The sequence below is a fragment of the Microbacterium sp. NPDC057659 genome (assembly GCF_042799915.1).
In the GTDB taxonomy this organism is placed as follows: Bacteria; Actinomycetota; Actinomycetes; order Actinomycetales; family Microbacteriaceae; genus Microbacterium.
In genome coordinates, this window is the sequence record NZ_JBHVHU010000002.1 from 427,393 (window position 1) to 445,585 (window position 18,193).

Here is an 18,193-nt window from a genome sequence, read left to right on the forward strand (position 1 = left end):
TCGAGGCCGACCCTCCCGATCAGCGGCTCGTCCGCAGGTTCGCGGTGCCCGCCGAAACCGACACCTCGACCTGGTTCGGCGAGGACGAGGACTCCCGCAGATCGCTGTTCAGCGAGCCTGCGGAGACGTCCTTCCGCACGCTGTACTCGTCGTCGGGAAGCGTCAGCGTCAGCTGCCCGGCAGACACATCCGCGGTCACGTTCTGCGGCACCGTGGACAGGTCCGCTGTCAGCCGTCCAGCCTGCACGGTGAACTCGGCGTCCTGCACATCGGTCAGGACGATGTCCGCCCGGCCGGCGTTCACCTCGGCGTCGAGGCTGCGCGCCGAACCGTCCAGGTTCAGCGCACCCGCGTTCACTGTGGCATCCAATGAGCCGAACTCGCCGTCCACGCGCAGCGCGCCCGCGTCCACGTCGAAGTCGGCGTCCAGTCCGCTCAGCGACTCGGGCAGCAGCAGAGTGACGGTCTCGCCGTCGTTCAGCCAGTCGGGCAGGAACCAGTTCCATCCGCGATCGGGGCTGCGCAGCTTCAGCTCGTCGCCGTCGCGGTACAGCCGCCAGCCGTCCAGGTCGCCGTTGTCACTCTCCAGGCGGGCCTGCGTGCCCTCGTAGAACTCGACCCGCACGTCGGCGGCGTCGACCGTGACGTTCAGGTCGGTCACCCCCGTGACGCCGGCCGACGTGGACGTCGGTCCTGTCGTCAGCTCGTTCGCTCCCGTGAATGCGGCGGATGCTGCGGTGCCGGCGATCGCCACACCGCCGACCACTGCGGTCACGATCGTGATCGCGCCGATCCCTGCCTTCGTCGTGGTGTTCATCGGATGCCTCCTGTTTGCGGCTTCTCGGTCTGGTTCTCGATGTGGGCGAGAGCCGCGAGCACGCGGCGGTTGCCGGACTCGTCGGGCTCGAACCCGAGCTTCTGGAAGATCGAGGTGATGTGCTTCTCGACGCTCGCCTCGCTGAGGAACAGCGCACCGGCGATCGCCTGGTTCGACTTGCCCTCGGCGATCAGGGCGAGCACCGTCCGCTCGCGGTCGGTGAGCCGCAGCATCCGCTCGTCGCGGTTGCGCCGCGTGAGCAGCTGCGCGACCACCTCGGGGTCGAGCACGGTGGCGCCGTCGGCGATCCGCTGCACGGTCTCGACGAAGTCGGCGACATCCGCCACCCGATCCTTGAGCAGGTAGCCGAGCGGCCCGCCCTGCGCGGCGATCAGGTCCGATGCGTAGCGCTCCTCCACGTACTGCGAGAGCACGAGCAGGGGGAGCTGCGGATGCGTGGCCCGCAGGCCGAGCGCCGCGCGGATGCCCTCGTCGGTGAACGTCGGCGGCAGCCGCACGTCCAGGATGCAGAGCTGCGGATCCTTCTCGGCGACGGCGTCCGTGAGGTCGTGGGTGTCGGGCAGGGCCGCGACCACCTCGTGGCCCGCGTCCTCGAGCAGCCGCACCAGGCCCTCGCGCAGCAGGACGGAGTCCTCGCAGATCAGGACGCGCATGGCACCGTCACCTCCAGTGCAGTGGGACCGCCCGCAGGGCTGTCCAGCCGGAACGTGCCACCGGCGGCGAGCACGCGATTCGAGATGCCGTCCAGACCGCCTCCTGGCTGCACCTGTGCGCCGCCCATGCCGTTGTCCTCGACCCGTGCCCAGAGAACGCCACCCTCCCGGGTGCGCACCACCACACGGCATTCGCTTGCTCTGGAGTGCTTGGCGGCGTTGGTCAGCGACTCGGCGATGGCGAAGTAGACGGCGGCCTCGGCATCCCGGCATCCGCTGTTCGCTCCGGTCGAGCCGGGCTCGAGACGCACGTCGAGCTGCACAGGGATGTGCGAGCGGCTCGCCAGCGCCGACAGCGCGGCGTCGAGGCCGCGGTCGTCGAGCACGGAGGCGTGGATGCCGCGGGCCAGTTGACGCAGCTCGGTGATGGCGGCCTTGGTCGAGGTGTGCGCCTCAGCGATGAGCGCCTTCGCCGCTGCCGGATCGGAGTCGATCTTCTGCTGGGCGAGGCCCAGCGTCATGCCGACCGAGACCAGGCGGGGCTGGACGCCGTCGTGCAGATCGCGCTCGATGCGGGTGCGCTCGACGTCAGCGGCGCGCACGGCGCCCTCGCGCTGCGCGCCGACGGTGCGCACCTGCTCGGTGAGCTCCGCCTCGCGGCTGGGGACGATGAGCGCACGGGTCAGCACGCGGTGCAGCAGCGCCAGTCCGACGATCGCCGCGGCGCACACGACCGCGCCGAGGATGCCCGCGAGCGGAGCCCAGGATGCCAGGAACCTGCCGCCCCACGGCCCTTGGACGGTCTCGGAACCGGTCAGCGGAGCGAAGGCCGTGATCGCCCAGAGGATGCCGCTCCACAGCAGCCGCAGCACGATCGCACCGGCGATGCAGGCGAGGGTGAAGTTCACGAGCGCGCGCCACATGCGGCCGTCGATCGACTGCCGGCCGATGGCGCGCAGCCATCCGCCGAAGCCCGGACGGGTCTGCGGGCGCAGCCGCAGGCGCTCCACCCCGAGGTCGTACAGGCCGTCGGCGCGGGCCACCTCGAACCAGCCGACGCCGAACAGGGCGTACACGAGGCCGACGAGGATGACGAGGCCGATCCCGAAGACAAGGGCGGTCGCGAGTCCTGCGGCGAGCAGGCTGCTGAGAGCGGTGAGCACTCCGGCGCCGATGACGCCGAGGCCCGCGAGCTGCAGGACGGTCAGCAGGATGCGCAGTCGCGGCGTGGGACGCTCGGGTGCGGATGCCGCGGGGACGGTGTCCGCGACGGTCGGCGCCGCGGACGCCGGCGCACCGGGTGCCCTCACTCCGGATGCCGAAGGTGCCGGGGTTCCCGGCGTCACGCCCGCCGGCGGCGGCGTGAGGGGTGTCGGATTCGTGGTCATGGCCTCCACGCTACGCAGGCGCGTGTTTCCGCGATACGGAGGAACCCCCACACCTCGTTTCGGGTTTTCCCTACTGTGCCCCTGCCGCTGCGTGCGACGTTCGTGGTTCACTGGGCGTCATGGCCGATCAGCAGGGGGTGCATGCGGACGAGCCGCATGCCGGCGGTGTCAATCAGCGACTGAACTGGCTCCGCGCCGGTGTGCTCGGCGCGAACGACGGCATCGTCTCGGTCGCATCGCTCGTGGTCGGCGTCGCGGGCGCGACCACCGACAACGCGGCGCTTCTGGTGGCCGGCATGGCGGGCCTGATCGGTGGGGCCATCTCGATGGCGCTCGGGGAGTACGTGTCGGTGAGCAGCCAGCGCGACAGTGAGCGGGCGCTGATCGCGAAGGAGACGCACGAGCTGCGCACGATGCCCGACGAGGAGCTCGAGGAGCTCACCGAGCTGTACCGGCAGCGCGGTCTGAGCACCGAGACGGCCCGACAGGTGGCGGTCGAGCTGACCGCGCATGACGCCCTCGCCGCACACCTCGAGGTCGAGCTCGGCATCGATCAGGATGACCTCGTCAACCCGTGGCACGCCGCGTTCTCCTCCGCCATCGCGTTCACCGTCGGTGCACTGCTGCCGCTGCTCGCGATCCTGCTCCCGCCTCCTGGCTACCGTGTTCCCGTCACGTTCGTCGTCGTGATGATCGCCCTCGCCGCGACCGGCTTCATCTCAGCCAAGCTCGGCAGTGCCCCTCCCGGCCGCGCGATGGTCCGCCTGCTCATCGGAGGCGCCCTCGCCCTCGTCGCCACCTGGCTGATCGGCACCCTCCTCGGCACCACCGGCATCGCCTAGGGCTGCGGGACCGAGCGAAACACCGGCATCAGCACCGAATCGACGATCTCCTCGACATCGACCCCGTCGAGTCCACGGAACAGCAGCCGATCCCGCAGCACCGCCTGCCCGACATCCAGCCGCAGGTCTGTCACGGCCTCGGCGGAGATCTCCCCCCGCTCGACCGCACGCATCACGACCTGCCGCGTCATCCTGCGCCCCATGCCCCGAGACAGTTCCTCCATCCCGCCCCGGTCGCTCAGCGCCTCCGACAGCACTGCCCGCATCGCCTCACCCAGCGGCCCCGACAGCAGCTCCGCTGTCCGGCCCAGCAGTGCGCACAGATCATCGCGCAGGCTCCCCGTGTCCGGCACGCTCTCGGCATCGTGCATCTGCGCATAGGCCGTGTCGCGCACCAGTTCGGCCCGTGAGTTCCATCGCCGATACAGCGAAGCCTTGCCGGCGCCGGCCCGCTCCGCCACGCCCTCCATGGTCAGCCCTCCGTAGCCGACGTCGGCGAGCTCGGCCAGCACCGCCGCATGGATCGCCTCGACCAGCGCGTCGCCGCGCCGCCGCCTCTCAGCCACGGGTGACCCGCCCGGTCGTCCCGTCGACCGTCACGGTCTCGCCGTCGACGAGCACCGCTGTTCCGTCACCCGTTCCCATCACTGCGGGCAGCCCGTATTCGCGGGCGACGATGGCGGCATGCGAGGCGATCGATCCGGTGTCGACGACGACGGCGGCCGCTCGAAGGAACAGCGGCGTCCAGGCCGGATTCGTGTACGGACAGACCAGCACGTCCCCGTGCTGCAGTCGGTGGAAGTCGGTAACGTCACGGATCACGCGCACGGGCCCGGTCGCGCTCCCGCCGCCGGCGGGAGCGCCGGTCACGACGGCATCCGCTTCATTCCCGCGACGGAACACGTCTCGCACATCCACGACCGGGATGCCGGCGAGCTCAGCGCGCCGGGCGGCGCGAGCGATGACCAGGCCGCGGAGCCGCTCCACCGTCGCGGGTGTCATGGTCGCGACGTCAGGGATGCCGGCGACCTCTTCCCAGCGCAGGTGGAACACATCGAAGGGTTCGTCGAGCACCCCGGCGTCCTGCATCCGCCGGCCGATCTCGAGCAGCGCGCGGCGCAGCGCGGGCAATGAGGCGGTGAAGAAGAAGTGGCTGTCCTCGCGGTAGGCGACGCCGGCCTGGGCGGCGCGCACCCAGTGCCTCGCCGCCTTCTGCAGCCGCTTCGGCCGGAGGAGCGGATGCCGCAGCAGCAGAGCCAGCGCGTCGTCGGAGCGCGAGCGCCGGTCATCCTGCGGGGGGTTGTCTATGAGTCCGGCGACCATCCCGATGATGACGTCGGGGGACTCCGCCAGCGTCGGCGGGCTGACCAGCAGCGGAGACGCGGTCTCCTTGCGCCCGAAGTCGTGCCGGAAACGGTCCAGGGCGGTCCTGAACGCGGGGAACAGGTCCAGTTCGGACACGACCTCGGCCGGCGTCCTCGTCGTGAAGAGCTCGCGCAGCGCGGCATCCGCCCGCGCCGTCCCCGCCATCTCGGCCAGCGCGCGCTCCGACGCGGCGGTGCGGGTGGGCGCGCCGCCGGTGAGCTCGGCGAGCAACTCGCGTCGGCCGAGCAGGACGGTCACGACACCCAGACGGGCGACCGCGATGGCCGTTCCGGGCAGGTAGTCGATGCGCATGTCGCGGCTGAGGTCCATCAATGCGAGAGCGCGGTCCGGAACCTGCAGCAGCTCGGGCCACTCGAGGTCGCGCAGGGGGAGGGCGTCCAGTTCGTCGGCGCTCCCGAGCAGCCGGGCCAGGCGCGGATCGTCCGGAGCATCCTCCGGATGAAAGCGCAGCGCCTTGCGGGCGACCTTGAACGGGGTGAGCAGCACCGCGGGCCCCGGGCGCATGTGCGGCGGGACGAAGCCCGTGACGACGCCGTCCTCTTCGATCAGGTAGTCGGTGAACGCGCCGCGGATGCCGAAGTACACGGTGATCTGCCGCATCATGTCGGCAGGTCCCCGGCCGAGCCAGGTGGTCACGTCCATCGGGTACGGCCGCACCGGCAGGTATTCGCTGAAGATCATGCTCTGCACGCGCTCGCGCCGGTTCAGCCTGCGCGGTTCCGGGGGCAGCGCGGTCATCGGTCGCGCCTGCAGGATGTGTACGGCGCCGTCGGCGATGGCCCACTCCATGTCCTGCGGGCGACCGAAGTGCTCGGCCGCCGCACGGGCGTAGCGAGCGAGCGTCACGAGGCGGCTCGCGCTGAGCAGGCGTCCTCCGGTCTGTGCCGGCGCGTCATGGCGGATGCCGCCACCGGCATCCGTCCGGATCGCCATGTCGGCGCGCCCCGGCGTCCATTTCTGCAGGACGCCGTCCCGATCGAGTTCGTAGTGCTCGGGCGTCACCATGCCCGAGACGACCGCTTCGCCGAGCCCCGCCGCGGCGTCGACGATGATGCGATCGCGCCGGCCGCTGACCGGATCGGCCGAGAACATCACCCCGGCGACGTCGGCGTCGACCAGCTTCTGCACGACGACGGCGATGCGCACGGTGTCGGGGTCCACTCGCCGCTCGCGCCGGTACGACACCGCGCGGTCGGTCCACAGCGACGCCCAGCATCGGCGGACCGCCTCGAGCACGTCGTCTACTCCGACGACGTTCAGGTAGGTGTCCTGCTGCCCCGCGAAGGCGGCGCCCGGCAGGTCCTCCGCGGTCGCGCTCGATCGCACCGCGACCGCGACGTCGTCCCCGAGGTTCGCATAGGCGTCCGCCACGGCAGCTCGCAGGTCGTCCGGAATCGGTGCCGCCTCCAGCATCGCCCGCAGTTCTGCAGGCTCGGCCTCGCCGACGCGCGCCGCCAGCCCGACGGCCTCCGCCGCCCGCGCGTAGGCGTCGGTCGTGACCACGAACCCGTCCGGCACCGGCAGTCCCGCGCGCCGCATCTCCCCGAGGTTCGCGCCCTTCCCCCCGACCCCCGCGAGCTCCCGGGCCTCGTCCAGCCCCACCACCTTAAGAAACGTCACGTTCCTTACGGTACGCCCCCTGTTTCCGTCCCACCACCCCTCCGGCGGGCACCTCACCACGTTTGGTCTCGCTCCTCCGTCACTCGCTCAACGACCGTGAAGAGACGCACCTTTCCAGAAGCACGAGCGGGCGGGGAGGTTCCTGAAGCGAGCATTGGGAGGGTCCCACTCTGCGAGCGCAGGGAACCTCCCCGCCCGCGACCCACCCCACTCTGCGAGTGCAGGGAACACCTCGCCCCGCGCCCCGGAGTTCAAAAGCCCCAGACACACAGGAAGGGCGGATGCCGAAGCATCCGCCCTTCCAGGAGACAAGTCCTCAGTTCGACATGAACCCGACGAGCAGCCCGCCCGTCACCTTCACCGCCACGTTATAGATCCCCGCCACCACCGCGCCCAGCACCGTGAACACGATGAGGTTCAGGATCGAGACGACGGCCGCGAACGCCATGACCTGCGGCAGGCCGATCAGCTCGGACAGGTTGACCTGTCCGTCGGTGAAGCCGTCCAGGAAACTGCCGACCTGCGTGATGACGCCGGTTGACTGCAGCACTAGGAAGATCAGGAAGAACGACACCATCGTGACGACCGCGAGCGCCACGGCGCCGAGGAACGACAGCTTCACAGCCGACCAGAAGTCGATGTAGACCAGCCGCAACCGGACCTGCTTGCCGCCGGTCTTGCGGGTGGACTTCTTCGCGAGCTTGTCGGCTACGGTGCTCATGCGTCTTGGCTCTCTTCGGGGGTCGGGGTCTCAGGGGCCTCGGGGTCGGTGTCCGCCTCATCCTCTTCTGCCAGTCCGCGCTCTGTGTTGCGGGCGATGGCGAGGATCCGATCATCGTCGGTGGTGCGGGCGAACAGGACACCCATGGTGTCGCGGCCCTTGGCGGGCACCTCGGCCACGGCAGAGCGTACCACCTTGCCGCTGGACAGAACCACCAAGACCTCGTCGTCCTCTGAGACGATCAGACCGCCCGCCAGAACGCCTCGATCGTCGTTCAGCTTGGCCACCTTGATGCCGGTTCCGCCGCGTCCCTGGACCCGGTATTCCTCGATCTTGGTGCGCTTGGCGTAGCCGCCGTCGGTGACGGTGAACACGTAGGAGTCCTCGTCGACGACGGATGCCGAGAGCAGGCCGTCGTCTTCCTTGAACTTCATGCCGCGGACACCCTCGGTGGCTCGTCCCATCGGGCGCAGCGCGTCGTCGGTCGCATTGAACCGCACCGACATGCCCTTCTTGCTGATCAGCAGGATGTCGTCGGTGCTGTCGACCAGCATGGCGCTGACGAGCTCGTCGCCCTCACGCAGGCGGATGGCGATGACGCCGCCCTGACGGTTGGTGTCGTAGTCGCTGAGGCGGGTCTTCTTCACCGTGCCGCCCGCGGTCGCGAGCGCCAGGTACTCCTTGGCCTCGTAGTCGCGGATGTCGAGGATCTGCGCGATGTTCTCGTCGGGCTGCAGCGCGAGCAGGTTGGCGACGTGCTGTCCCTTCGCGTCGCGGCCGGCCTCGGGGATCTCGTACGTCTTGGTGCGATAGACCCGGCCCTTGTCGGTGAAGAACAGCAGCCAGTGGTGGGTCGTGGTGACGAAGAAGTGCTCGACCACGTCATCCGCGCGCAGCTGCGCGCCCTTCACGCCCTTGCCGCCGCGGTGCTGCGAGCGGTAGTTGTCGCTGCGGGTGCGCTTGACGTAGCCCTCACGCGTGACGGTGACCACCATCTCCTCTTCGGGGATGAGGTCCTCCATCGACATGTCGCCGTCGAAGCCGTGCAGGATGTGGGTGCGACGCTCGTCGCCGAACCGTTCGACGATCTCGGTGAGCTCGTCGTGGATGATGCCGCGCTGACGGGCCGGGGTGGCGAGGATGTCCTTGAAGTCGGCGATCTTCAGCTCGAGGGCGGCCGCCTCGTCGATGACCTTCTGGCGCTCCATCGCCGCGAGGCGACGCAGCTGCATCGTGAGGATGGCGTCGGCCTGATCCCAGTCGATGTCGAGCAGCTTCTGCAGGCCGGTGTTCGCCTCTTCCGCGGTGGGGGAGCGGCGGATCAGGGCGATGACCTCGTCCAGGGCATCCAGCGCCTTGAGGTAACCCTCGAGGATGTGCATGCGCGCCTCGGCCTTGGCCAGGCGGAACCTGGTGCGCCGCACGATGACGTCGATCTGGTGATCCAGCCAGTGCATGATGAAGCCGTCGAGCGCCAGCGTGCGGGGCACGCCGTCGACGATCGCCAGCATGTTGGCGCCGAAGTTCTCCTGCAGCTGGGTGTGCTTGTACAGGTTGTTCAGCACGACCTTCGCGACGGCGTCGCGCTTGAGCACGACGACCAGGCGCTGACCGGTGCGGTCCGAGGACTCGTCACGGATGTCGGCGATGCCGGAGATCTTTCCGTCGCGGGCCAGGTCGCCGATCTTCACCGCGAGGTTGTCGGGGTTGACCTGGTACGGCAGCTCGGTGATGACCAGGCAGTTGCGGCCCTGGATCTCTTCGACCTCGACCACGGCGCGCATCGTGATGGAGCCGCGGCCGGTGCGGTACGCCTCCTGGATGCCCTTGGTGCCGAGGATCTGCGCGCCGGTCGGGAAGTCCGGGCCCGGGACGCGGCGGATGAGGCCCTCGAGCAGCTCCTCACGGGGCAGCTCGGTGTTCTCCAGCGCCCAGAGGGCGGCCTCCGACACCTCGCGCAGGTTGTGCGGAGGGATGTTCGTGGCCATGCCGACCGCGATGCCGACCGAGCCGTTGACGAGCAGGTTCGGGAACCGCGCCGGCAGGACGTCGGGCTCCTGGGTCTGGCCGTCGTAGTTCGGCGAGAAGTCGACGGTCTCCTCTTCGATGTCGCGCACCATCTCGAGCGCGAGCGGAGCCATCTTGGTCTCGGTGTATCGAGGGGCTGCGGCGCCCATGTTGCCGGGCGAGCCGAAGTTGCCCTGGCCGAGTGCGAGCGGGTAGCGCAGCGCCCACGGCTGCACGAGGCGCACGAGGGTGTCGTAGATCGCGGTGTCACCGTGCGGGTGGTACTGACCCATCACCTCGCCGACGACGCGGGCGCACTTCGAGAACGACTTGTCGGGACGGTAGCCGCCGTCGTACATGCCGTAGATCACACGGCGGTGCACGGGCTTGAGCCCGTCGCGCACGTCGGGCAGCGCGCGCCCCACGATGACCGCCATGGCGTAGTCGAGGTACGACTTCTGCATCTCGGTCTGCAGGTCGACCTGCTCGATCCGGCCGTGGTTGTGCTGGTCGGCCGGGTCGGGACGTTCTTCGTCAGTCATGTTTTTCTTTCAGATTCCGGTCGTCGTGCGAAACGAAGAGGGATGCGTCAGATGTCGAGGAAGCGGACGTCCTTGGCGTTTCGCTGGATGAAGGTGCGTCGGGACTCGACGTCCTCACCCATCAGCACGCTGAAGATCTCGTCGGCCGCGGCCGCGTCGTCGATGGTGACCTGCTTCAGGGTGCGAGTGGTGTGATCCATCGTGGTCTCCCACAGCTCCTTCGGGTTCATCTCACCGAGACCCTTGTAGCGCTGGATTCCCGCATCCTTCGGGAGACGCTTGCCGTTCTCGCTGCCGTACTTCAGCAGCGCGTCGCGCTCGTCGTCGGTGTACACGTACTCGTGCGGGGAGTTGGTCCACTTCAGGCGGTACAGCGGCGGCATCGCCAGGTAGACGAACCCGGCCTCGATGAGCCCGCGCATGTAGCGGAACAGCAGGGTCAGCAGCAGCGTGGCGATGTGCTGGCCGTCGACGTCGGCATCCGCCATCAGCACGATCTTGTGGTACCGGGCCTTCTCGATGTCGAAGTCCTCGCCGATGCCGGTGCCGAAGGCCTGGATCATCGCCTGGACCTCTTTGTTGCCCAGCGCCTTGTCGAGTCGTGCGCGCTCGACGTTGAGGATCTTGCCTCGGAGCGCCAGGATCGCCTGGGTGTGCGGGTCTCGGCCCTGCACGGCGGAGCCGCCGGCCGAGTCGCCCTCCACCAGGAAGATCTCACTGATCGACGGGTCCTTGCTGGTGCAGTCCTTGAGCTTGTCGGGCATCGCGGCCGACTCGAACACGCTCTTGCGACGCGCGGTCTCGCGCGCCTTGCGCGCCGCCATGCGCGCGGTCGCGGCGTCGATCGCCTTGCGCACCACGTTCTTCGCCTGCGCGGGGTTGCGCTCGAACCAGTCGCCCAGCTGATCGTTCACGATCTTCTGCACGAACGCCTTGACCTCGGTGTTGCCGAGCTTGGTCTTGGTCTGGCCCTCGAACTGCGGCTCGGAGAGCTTGACCGAGATCACCGCGGTCAGCCCCTCGCGCACGTCGTCGCCGGAGAGGTTGTCGTCCTTCTCCTTGAGCAGGTTGTTCGCCCTGGCGTACTTGTTGACCAGGGTGGTCAGCGCAGCGCGGAACCCCTCCTCGTGCGTGCCGCCCTCGTGCGTGTTGATCACGTTCGCGTAGGTGAACACGTTCTCGGTGTACGAGGTGGTCCACTGCATCGCGATCTCGACCGACATCTTGCGCACGGTGTCCTCGGACGAGAAGTCGATGACCTCATCGTTGACGACGTCGGCGTGACGCACCTTGTTCAGGTACTCGACGTAGTCGACCAGACCGCGCTCGTAGTGGAAGTCGTCGCTGCGCTGCTTGGTGACGGTCACGCCGTCGACCTCGACCTCGTCGGCCGCGGAGGGGCGCTCGTCGAACAGCCGGATGCGCAGTCCCTTGTTCAGGAACGCCATCTGCTGGAAGCGGGTGCGCAGGGTGTCGTAGTCGAACTCGACCGTCTCCTGGAAGATCGAGGCGTCCGGCCAGAACGTGATCGCCGTTCCGGTCTCGGTGGTCTCCTCGCCCCTCTCGAGGCCCTGCTGGGGGAAACCGCCGTCGGCGAAGAGGTGCCGCCACACGTACCCCTTCTGCTTGACCTCGACCTCGAACCGCGTGGACAGCGCGTTCACGACCGACGAGCCGACGCCGTGCAGACCGCCGGAGACGGCATAGGCGCCGCCGCCGAACTTTCCGCCGGCGTGCAGGATCGTCAGCACCACCTCGACGGTGGACTTGGTCGGGTCGGAGGAGTGCGGGTCGACCGGGATGCCGCGGCCGTTGTCGACCACGCGCACACCGCCGTCGGCCAGCAGCGTCACGGTGATGGTGTCGGCATAGCCGGCCATCGCCTCGTCGACGGAGTTGTCGACGATCTCCTGCACCAGGTGGTGCAGACCGCGCGGGCCGGTCGAGCCGATGTACATGCCGGGACGCTTGCGCACGGCCTCGAGGCCCTCGAGGATCTGGATCGAGTCCGCACCGTACTCGCCGGGCACCTGTCCGGCCGCAGCGGATCCACCGTCTGGCGTCCCTGAGGTGGTCGAAGGGTCGTTCGCGTCTTCAGGGAGTTCAGGCGTCATCAGAGGGCAATCTCCAGATCGATATCTCGAACTCCCATTCTAGCGGTTTTCCACGGTCGAATGGCGCTCAGAGGCCGTGTGTGGCGTTCTGAGCGCGTTGAGGTCGTCTCACGGTGACCTACCCGTAGGTGTCCCGTGGACCCCGCCCAGGGACAGTGCGCGGTCCCCACTTCCAGCTCGGAACGTCCGGACCGATGAACCGCACGTCGATCACTCCGGCATCCGGATAGCGGTTGCCGATCTCGGTCATGATCACGGCCCGCATGTACTGCAGGTTCTTCGCCCAGGCCGTGGAATCGCACTTCACGGTGAGCATTCCGTGCTGCAGCGACACCGGCTCGGAGTGCCTCGCGGTCTCGCCGCCGACCAGTTCGGCCCATTGCCGCACGAGGTCCTCCGCGGCAAGGGTCTTCTCCCAGCCGGACTCGCGGCTGAGCTTGTCGAGGACGGCACCGAGCGATCCGGGATCGCGACCCGGCGTGAACGGCGCGTTGTCGTCGTCGTCTCGGATGCGCTTCTTGCGCTTCCAGTTCTTCGAGCTCGGCTTCAGGCCGCGCAGCCGCAGGTAGGTGGCGACGGTCTCCGGGGTCTCGGGGGTCTCCGGATCAGTCATCGCTCTCAGCCCCTGAGGTCGACGCAGGATCCCTGTCATCGGTGATCGTGCCGGCTTCGATGCGCACGACGTGCCTGTGCAGCACCTCGGGGATGTCGGACTCCACTGCCGCCGTGACGACGACCTGCTCGTAGCCCGCGGTGATCTCGGCCAGACGCCGGCGCCGATCGGCATCCAGCTCGGCGAACACGTCGTCCAGGATCAGCACCGGGTCGCCCGCCGGCGACTCGGCGCGCAGCAGCTCGGCCGACGCGAGCCGCAGCGCGAGCGCGACCGACCACGACTCCCCGTGAGACGCGTAGCCCTTCACGGGGAGGTCGTTGATGCGCAGGATCAGGTCGTCGCGATGCGGCCCGACCAGCGTGATCCCGCGCTCCAGTTCGCTGGCGCGCTTCGCCTGCAGTGCGATGCGGAACTGCTCGGCGATCTCGCCGCGACGATCGAGGACGTCCTTCGTGTCGCTCCGCTCGCTCAGGTCCCGGGTGGGATCCTCCTCTGGATCGCCACCCTGAACGGACAGCGCCCACTCCAGCTCAGGCCTGTGGTCGGCGCCGGCGATGGTCGCGTATGCCTGGGCCAGCGGATGCTGCAGATCCGCGGCCAGCCGGATGCGGGCGTCGATGATCTCCGAGCCCAGCGCGACGAGCTTGTCATCCCAGACGTCGAGCGTGCTCAGCCCCTCGCCGCGGACACCCCGGGCCCGGGCAGACTTCAGCAGCGCCGTGCGCTGACGGAGCACCCGGTCGTAGTCCGCCAGCACCCCCGCCATCCGCGGGGTGCGCTGGATCAGCAGCTGATCCGCGAACCGCCTGCGGGCCGAGGGATCGCCGCGGACGATCTGCAGGTCCTCCGGAGCGAACAGCACGACGTGCGCGTACCGCGGGAGCTCGTTCGTCTTCGACGGCGACCCGTTGATGCGAGCCTTGTTCGACCCCTGCCGGTTCAGCTGCACCTCGACGAGCACCTTGCGCTGCGCATGCCCCAGGCGGGCACGGATGACCGCGAACTCCTGCCCGTCACGCACCATCGGAGCGTCGGAGGACACTCGGTGCGAGCCGAGAGTCGCGAGGAAGACGATGGCCTCCGCGAGATTCGTCTTGCCCTGGCCGTTGCGGCCGACGAGGACGTTAGGGCCGCTGTGCAGGGTGAGATCCGCGGTCGCGTAATTGCGGAAGTCGACCAGGTTCAGGTGCTCCACAATCACTGGGACAGCCTATCTGGGGGTGGGGACAACCGGGTCCTGAGCTTCCGGGTCCTGAGCGAGCGAAGCGAGACGAAGGGCGGGGTTTTGGTCCGGGGTGCGGGACGGGACGTTCCCTGCGCTCGCAGAGCGGGTTCCTTCCCGCTTCGCGGGCCCCTCCCGATGCTCGCTCCGGGAACGTCCCGTCCCGCTCAGGCTTCCGGAGAAGCGCAATTGCTCTGGGTGGCGGAGAGGTATGGGGGTGGAGTCTCTGGGTACTGCGACCTCATCCGGATCCTGAGCGAGGAGCGCAGCGACGAGCCGGTCTCAGATCCGTGGATGCTTCGCGTCAGAGGTGCTGCGCGAAGAAGACCTTGTCGGCGGAGCGGTGGGTCTCGATCAGTCCGGACTTCTCGAGGACGCGGATCGACGCGTGGTTGTCGAGGTCGGTGTCGGCGATCGCACGGGTCGCACCGTGGGATGCGGCGATGCGAAGGCCCTCGGCCACGGCATCCGTCGCGAGGCCCTTGCCTCGGGCGGCGGCGATCAGGCCGTATCCGAACTCCACGGTGCCGGAGTCGTCCGGCGGGCCGAAGAACCCGAAGCCGCCGACGGCGAGACCGGAGTCGTCGCGGATCGCGTAGAGCGTGAACACCGGATCAGCGTCGTCCTGAGCCGCGAGCATACGTAGCGGAACCAGCTCGTCCTCGAACGGGTAGTCCGGGTGCCAGTCGTCGCCGGCCTGCTCGTCGCGCGCGACGATCCGGGCGGCGAGCTCGGGAGTCAGCGGCTCCAGCGTCAACGGAGGAGCAGGTTCGGCTGCAGCAGGTACTTGAACGAGTCCAGACCGGCCTGGTCGACCGAGGTCTGGCTGGTCACCAGCACCGGGCTGAGCTTGTTGGCGTTGTCGGACGAGGTGAACGTCACGCGCACGAACTCGCTCTTCACGGCGCCGAGCGCCTCGAGCAGGTACTGCGGGTTCAGGCCGAGCGTGACCTCTTCGCCGCCGTTGAGGTGCGCGTCGACCGACTCGGATGCGCGGGCCTGCTCGCTGCCCGAGGCATCCATCGTCACCGACGAGGCCGAGAAGGTGAAGCGCAGCGGGGCAGAGCGGTCGAGCACCAGAGCGACACGACGAACGGCCTCGATGAGATCGGCGGTGTTGATCACCGCGTAGTGGTCGGTCTGCTCGGGGAAGAGCCTGCGAACGGGCGGGAAATTCCCCTTGATCAGGAGAGATGTCACGGTCTTGTTGCCGGCGGTGAATGCGATGATCTCGCGATCGCCCGCACCGGAGAACGCGATCTCGATGGTGCCGGCGTGGCCGAAGGTCTTTCCGACCTCGGTCAGGGTGCGTGCGGGGACCAGCGCGGTCTGCTCGGCGCCCTCGCCGTCCCACGGCACGTCGCGGAGCGAGACGCGGTAGCGGTCGGTGGCGACCAGGCTGAGGTTCGTGCCCGAGACCTCGAGCTGCACACCGGTGAGCACGGGAGTCACGTCGTCGCGCGAGGCGGCGAAGCCCACCTGCGAGATCGCGGTGCCGAAGTCCTCGGCGGGGACCACGCCGGTGGAGCCGGAGACCTCGGGGATCGAGGGATATTCCTCGACCGGCATGGCGGCGAGGGTGAAGCGCGCGGAACCGCAGGTGACGGCGATGCCGCCGTCCTCCTCGACGGCGATCTCGATCGGCGCGTTCGGCAGCCGGCTGGCGATGTCGCTGAGCAGTCGTCCGTGCACGAGGATCGTGCCCGGCTCGTCGACGGTCGCCTCGATCGTCGTGCGCGCGGATGCCTCGTAGTCGAATGCCGACAGGGTCAGGCCCTGTTCGCCCGCCTCGATGAGCACACCGGCCAGGATCGGCTGCGGGTTGCGCTGCGGCAGCAGTTTGACGACGAAGGACACTGCTTCGCTGAACACATCGCGGTTGACCTGAAACTTCACGGCCGCTCCTTGTCGTTGCCGAACCCGACAGTTGCGTCAGGCGATCCCATGCTAGTCGCAAGCGGCAAGGGGACCGCCACTCCCGTCCCGCCCGAGTTTCCACACCTTCGTGGTCATCGGAGTCCCCGAATCATCTAGAGATCTCTTAACGATGTTAACAACTGTGGATTCTGTGGATAAGTCGGTGGAAAGCTGGCGAGAGTAGGAAACTACAGCGATGTCACTTGTGGAAACCCTGGGGAATCCGCGGGAATCGAGGGGCCGACTCACACGGATGTAGTTCGAAGTTATCCACAGCATGCCGTCTCCGGCATCCGATCATCCCGATCTGAGCAGACTTTCTCCACAAGTTATCCACATGTGGGAAGTTGCATAGTCAACAGCACGACGAAGGCCGCCGTCAACCCGGCCTTTCGGGGGACAGCGGCCTTCTGGAAGCGGCGCGAACGCCTGCGTGGAGCCCGGCGCGTCAGCGCCGGCCGAGCTGAGTGGTGATCTCCGTCACCTGGTTGTAGATCGAGCGACGCTCCTTCATGAGCTCACTGATCTTCTTGCATGCGTACATGACGGTGGTGTGGTCGCGGTTGCCGAACAACTGGCCGATCTTCGGCAGCGACAGGTTCGTGCGCTCACGGCACAGGTACATGGCGATCTGTCGAGCCGTGGCGATCTGCTGAGAGCGGCTCGAACCGTAGAGGTCGTCGACGGTGAGCTTGAAGTACTGCGCGGTCGCCGTGATGATGTCGGTCGGCGAGATGATGTTGTCCTCGGCCTGATCGACGATGTCGCGCAGCACGGTCTGCGCGAGGGCGATGTCGAGCGTCGAGCGGTTCAGGCTCGCGAACGCCGAGACGCGGATGAGTGCGCCCTCGAGCTCACGGATGTTCGAGGACACCACGGTGGCGATGTACTCGAGCACCTCATCGGGGATGTGCAGCGCATCGCTCTGCGCCTTCTTGCGCAGGATCGCGATGCGGGTCTCGAGGTCGGGTGCCTGCACATCGGTGATCAGACCCCACTCGAAGCGGCTGCGCATCCGGTCCTCGAAGCCGGTGAGGTGCTTCGGCGCCACATCGCTGGTGATCACGACCTGCTTGTTGTGATCATGCAGCGTGTTGAAGGTGTGGAAGAACGCCTCCTGCGTCTCGGCGCGTCCCTGCAGGAACTGGATGTCGTCGATGAGAAGGATGTCGACCTCGCGGTAGCGCGCCTGGAACGCGGCGCCGCGGTTGTTGGCGATCGAGTTGATGAAGTCGTTCGTGAACTCCTCGCTCGACACGTACCGCACCTTGACCCCCGCATAGAGGGACTGCGCGTAGTCGCCGATCGCATGCAGGAGGTGCGTCTTGCCGAGTCCGGAGTCGCCGTAGATGAACAGCGGGTTGTAGGCCTTCGCGGGAGCCTCGGCCACGGCGACGGCCGCCGCGTGCGCGAAGCGGTTGGACTGGCCGATGACGAAGTTGTCGAAGGTGTACTTCGGATTCAGTCGCGACTCGTGCCGCGTGGGGATGGGCTGCTCGCGAGGAGAATCCGGACGGTTCGCCTCGGCGTGCCCGAAATCGGGGATCTCGACCGGCGCGGTCGGCTGGTCGGCGAGCTCGTGGTTGACGACGACGCGGTACGAGGTGACCTCGTCGCCGATGACGCCGAGCGCCTCCATGATCGGGATGCGCAGACGCTTGTTGATCTGAGCGGCCGTGAGATCGTTCGGGACATCCAGATAGAGAGTGCCGCTCATCACGCCCGCAGGCACCGCGAGGCTGAGGAATCCGTGCAGCTGAGGAGTGACGCGATCGTCCTCCAGAAGGCGGTCCAGCAGCTCCGACCAGATCGGGACGTCGGATGTTGCTGCAGTGGACATGGGGCTCCGGCCGTTCGCTGAGGGTCGCCGAACTCGGATTCCCCCTGTGGATAACTTCGGATGCCACGGTAGTCACCCATGCTGTGAACGGCAAGCTGTGCACGGAAACACGCGGGTGTGTCGGAGATCGACGAGGTGGGAAAGGTTGTGGATAATGGCTGTGCGCTACGAAGAGGAAGAGCTGCTCGCGACCGGATGCCGGCGGGAGCGGTGTTCTGTCGTGATTTGCCCTGCGCGGCGGCAGGTCGTACCCTTAATCGGTTGACTTATGCCCTAGAGGCAGTACCCCCGTCTCCGGTCTTTTCTCCGGTGACACCGATCCCGGAGTGATTCCATGAGCAAGCGCACTTTCCAGCCCAACAACCGTCGTCGCGCCAAGAAGCACGGCTTCCGCGCCCGTATGCGCACCCGCGCCGGCCGCGCCATCCTTTCGGCACGCCGCTCGAAGGGCCGCGTCGAGCTCTCGGCGTAACCGCTTCTTTCCCGA

15 protein-coding genes are annotated in these 18,193 nt (G+C 68.1%); 2 read left to right on the forward strand and 13 right to left on the reverse strand.

From position 1 onward, the window contains the following. Positions 1-19 precede the first annotated feature (19 nt). Genes ACFVAE_RS10700 through ACFVAE_RS10710 form a run of 3 tightly spaced genes read right to left on the reverse strand, consistent with a single transcriptional unit; the run spans position 20 to position 2,879 of the window. Positions 20-817, reverse strand: a complete 798-nt coding sequence (locus ACFVAE_RS10700; protein WP_378891563.1) for a hypothetical protein — start codon at positions 815-817, stop codon at positions 20-22. Beyond that, positions 814-1,491, reverse strand: a complete 678-nt coding sequence (locus ACFVAE_RS10705; RefSeq protein WP_378891566.1) for a LuxR C-terminal-related transcriptional regulator — start codon at positions 1,489-1,491, stop codon at positions 814-816. Before ACFVAE_RS10705 ends, ACFVAE_RS10700 begins: the two co-directional genes overlap by 4 nt. Further along, on the reverse strand, positions 1,479-2,879 hold the full coding sequence (locus ACFVAE_RS10710; protein WP_378891569.1) for a histidine kinase: 1,401 nt from the start codon (positions 2,877-2,879) through the stop codon (positions 1,479-1,481). The genes ACFVAE_RS10705 and ACFVAE_RS10710 overlap by 13 nt, the downstream gene beginning before the upstream one ends. 119 nt (positions 2,880-2,998) lie before the next feature. Here ACFVAE_RS10710 and ACFVAE_RS10715 point away from each other — a divergent pair, with 119 nt between their 5' ends. After that, a complete protein-coding gene (locus ACFVAE_RS10715; protein WP_378891571.1) occupies positions 2,999-3,721 on the forward strand; it encodes a VIT family protein in 723 nt (240 codons plus the stop codon). Here the strand turns inward: ACFVAE_RS10715 and ACFVAE_RS10720 are convergent. The 10 genes from ACFVAE_RS10720 to dnaA all read right to left on the reverse strand — a co-directional run bounded on the left by ACFVAE_RS10720 (position 3,718) and on the right by dnaA (position 17,706). Then, the gene (locus tag ACFVAE_RS10720; protein ID WP_378891573.1) at positions 3,718-4,287 is read right to left on the reverse strand and encodes a TetR/AcrR family transcriptional regulator; all 570 of its coding nucleotides are present in this window, start codon (positions 4,285-4,287) and stop codon (positions 3,718-3,720) included. The two genes, ACFVAE_RS10715 and ACFVAE_RS10720, sit on opposite strands and share 4 nt — an antisense overlap. Beyond that, positions 4,280-6,727: a PEP/pyruvate-binding domain-containing protein gene (locus ACFVAE_RS10725; protein WP_378891575.1), complete on the reverse strand. Its 2,448-nt coding sequence runs from the start codon at positions 6,725-6,727 to the stop codon at positions 4,280-4,282. The genes ACFVAE_RS10720 and ACFVAE_RS10725 overlap by 8 nt, the downstream gene beginning before the upstream one ends. Before the next feature lie 316 nt (positions 6,728-7,043). Beyond that, positions 7,044-7,448 (reverse strand): DUF3566 domain-containing protein, encoded by a 405-nt coding sequence (locus tag ACFVAE_RS10730; RefSeq protein ID WP_378859665.1) that lies wholly within the window; start codon positions 7,446-7,448, stop codon positions 7,044-7,046. Continuing rightward, positions 7,445-9,997: a DNA gyrase subunit A gene (gene gyrA / locus ACFVAE_RS10735; RefSeq protein ID WP_378891578.1), complete on the reverse strand. Its 2,553-nt coding sequence runs from the start codon at positions 9,995-9,997 to the stop codon at positions 7,445-7,447. Before gyrA ends, ACFVAE_RS10730 begins: the two co-directional genes overlap by 4 nt. 47 nt (positions 9,998-10,044) lie before the next feature. Then, positions 10,045-12,111, reverse strand: coding sequence for a DNA topoisomerase (ATP-hydrolyzing) subunit B (gene gyrB, locus ACFVAE_RS10740; protein WP_378891581.1), 2,067 nt, complete (start codon positions 12,109-12,111; stop codon positions 10,045-10,047). Positions 12,112-12,229: 118 nt separating this feature from the next. Further along, positions 12,230-12,724 carry a DUF721 domain-containing protein gene (locus ACFVAE_RS10745; RefSeq protein ID WP_378891585.1) on the reverse strand — a complete coding sequence of 165 codons (495 nt, stop codon included), beginning with the start codon at positions 12,722-12,724 and terminating at the stop codon, positions 12,230-12,232. Further along, a complete protein-coding gene (gene recF / locus ACFVAE_RS10750; protein WP_378891588.1) occupies positions 12,717-13,928 on the reverse strand; it encodes a DNA replication/repair protein RecF in 1,212 nt (403 codons plus the stop codon). The genes ACFVAE_RS10745 and recF overlap by 8 nt, the downstream gene beginning before the upstream one ends. Positions 13,929-14,253: 325 nt before the next feature. Then, the gene (locus tag ACFVAE_RS10755; protein WP_378891590.1) at positions 14,254-14,706 is read right to left on the reverse strand and encodes a GNAT family N-acetyltransferase; all 453 of its coding nucleotides are present in this window, start codon (positions 14,704-14,706) and stop codon (positions 14,254-14,256) included. After that, positions 14,703-15,845 carry a DNA polymerase III subunit beta gene (dnaN, locus tag ACFVAE_RS10760; RefSeq protein WP_378891592.1) on the reverse strand — a complete coding sequence of 381 codons (1,143 nt, stop codon included), beginning with the start codon at positions 15,843-15,845 and terminating at the stop codon, positions 14,703-14,705. The genes ACFVAE_RS10755 and dnaN overlap by 4 nt, the downstream gene beginning before the upstream one ends. A gap of 469 nt (positions 15,846-16,314) precedes the next feature. Next, positions 16,315-17,706 carry a chromosomal replication initiator protein DnaA gene (gene dnaA, locus ACFVAE_RS10765; RefSeq protein ID WP_378891595.1) on the reverse strand — a complete coding sequence of 464 codons (1,392 nt, stop codon included), beginning with the start codon at positions 17,704-17,706 and terminating at the stop codon, positions 16,315-16,317. A 334-nt stretch (positions 17,707-18,040) separates the two neighbouring features. On the opposite strand from dnaA, the gene rpmH reads away from it, so the two are divergent. Next, positions 18,041-18,178 carry a 50S ribosomal protein L34 gene (gene rpmH / locus ACFVAE_RS10770; protein ID WP_116241601.1) on the forward strand — a complete coding sequence of 46 codons (138 nt, stop codon included), beginning with the start codon at positions 18,041-18,043 and terminating at the stop codon, positions 18,176-18,178. The last annotated feature ends 15 nt before the right edge of the window (positions 18,179-18,193 follow it).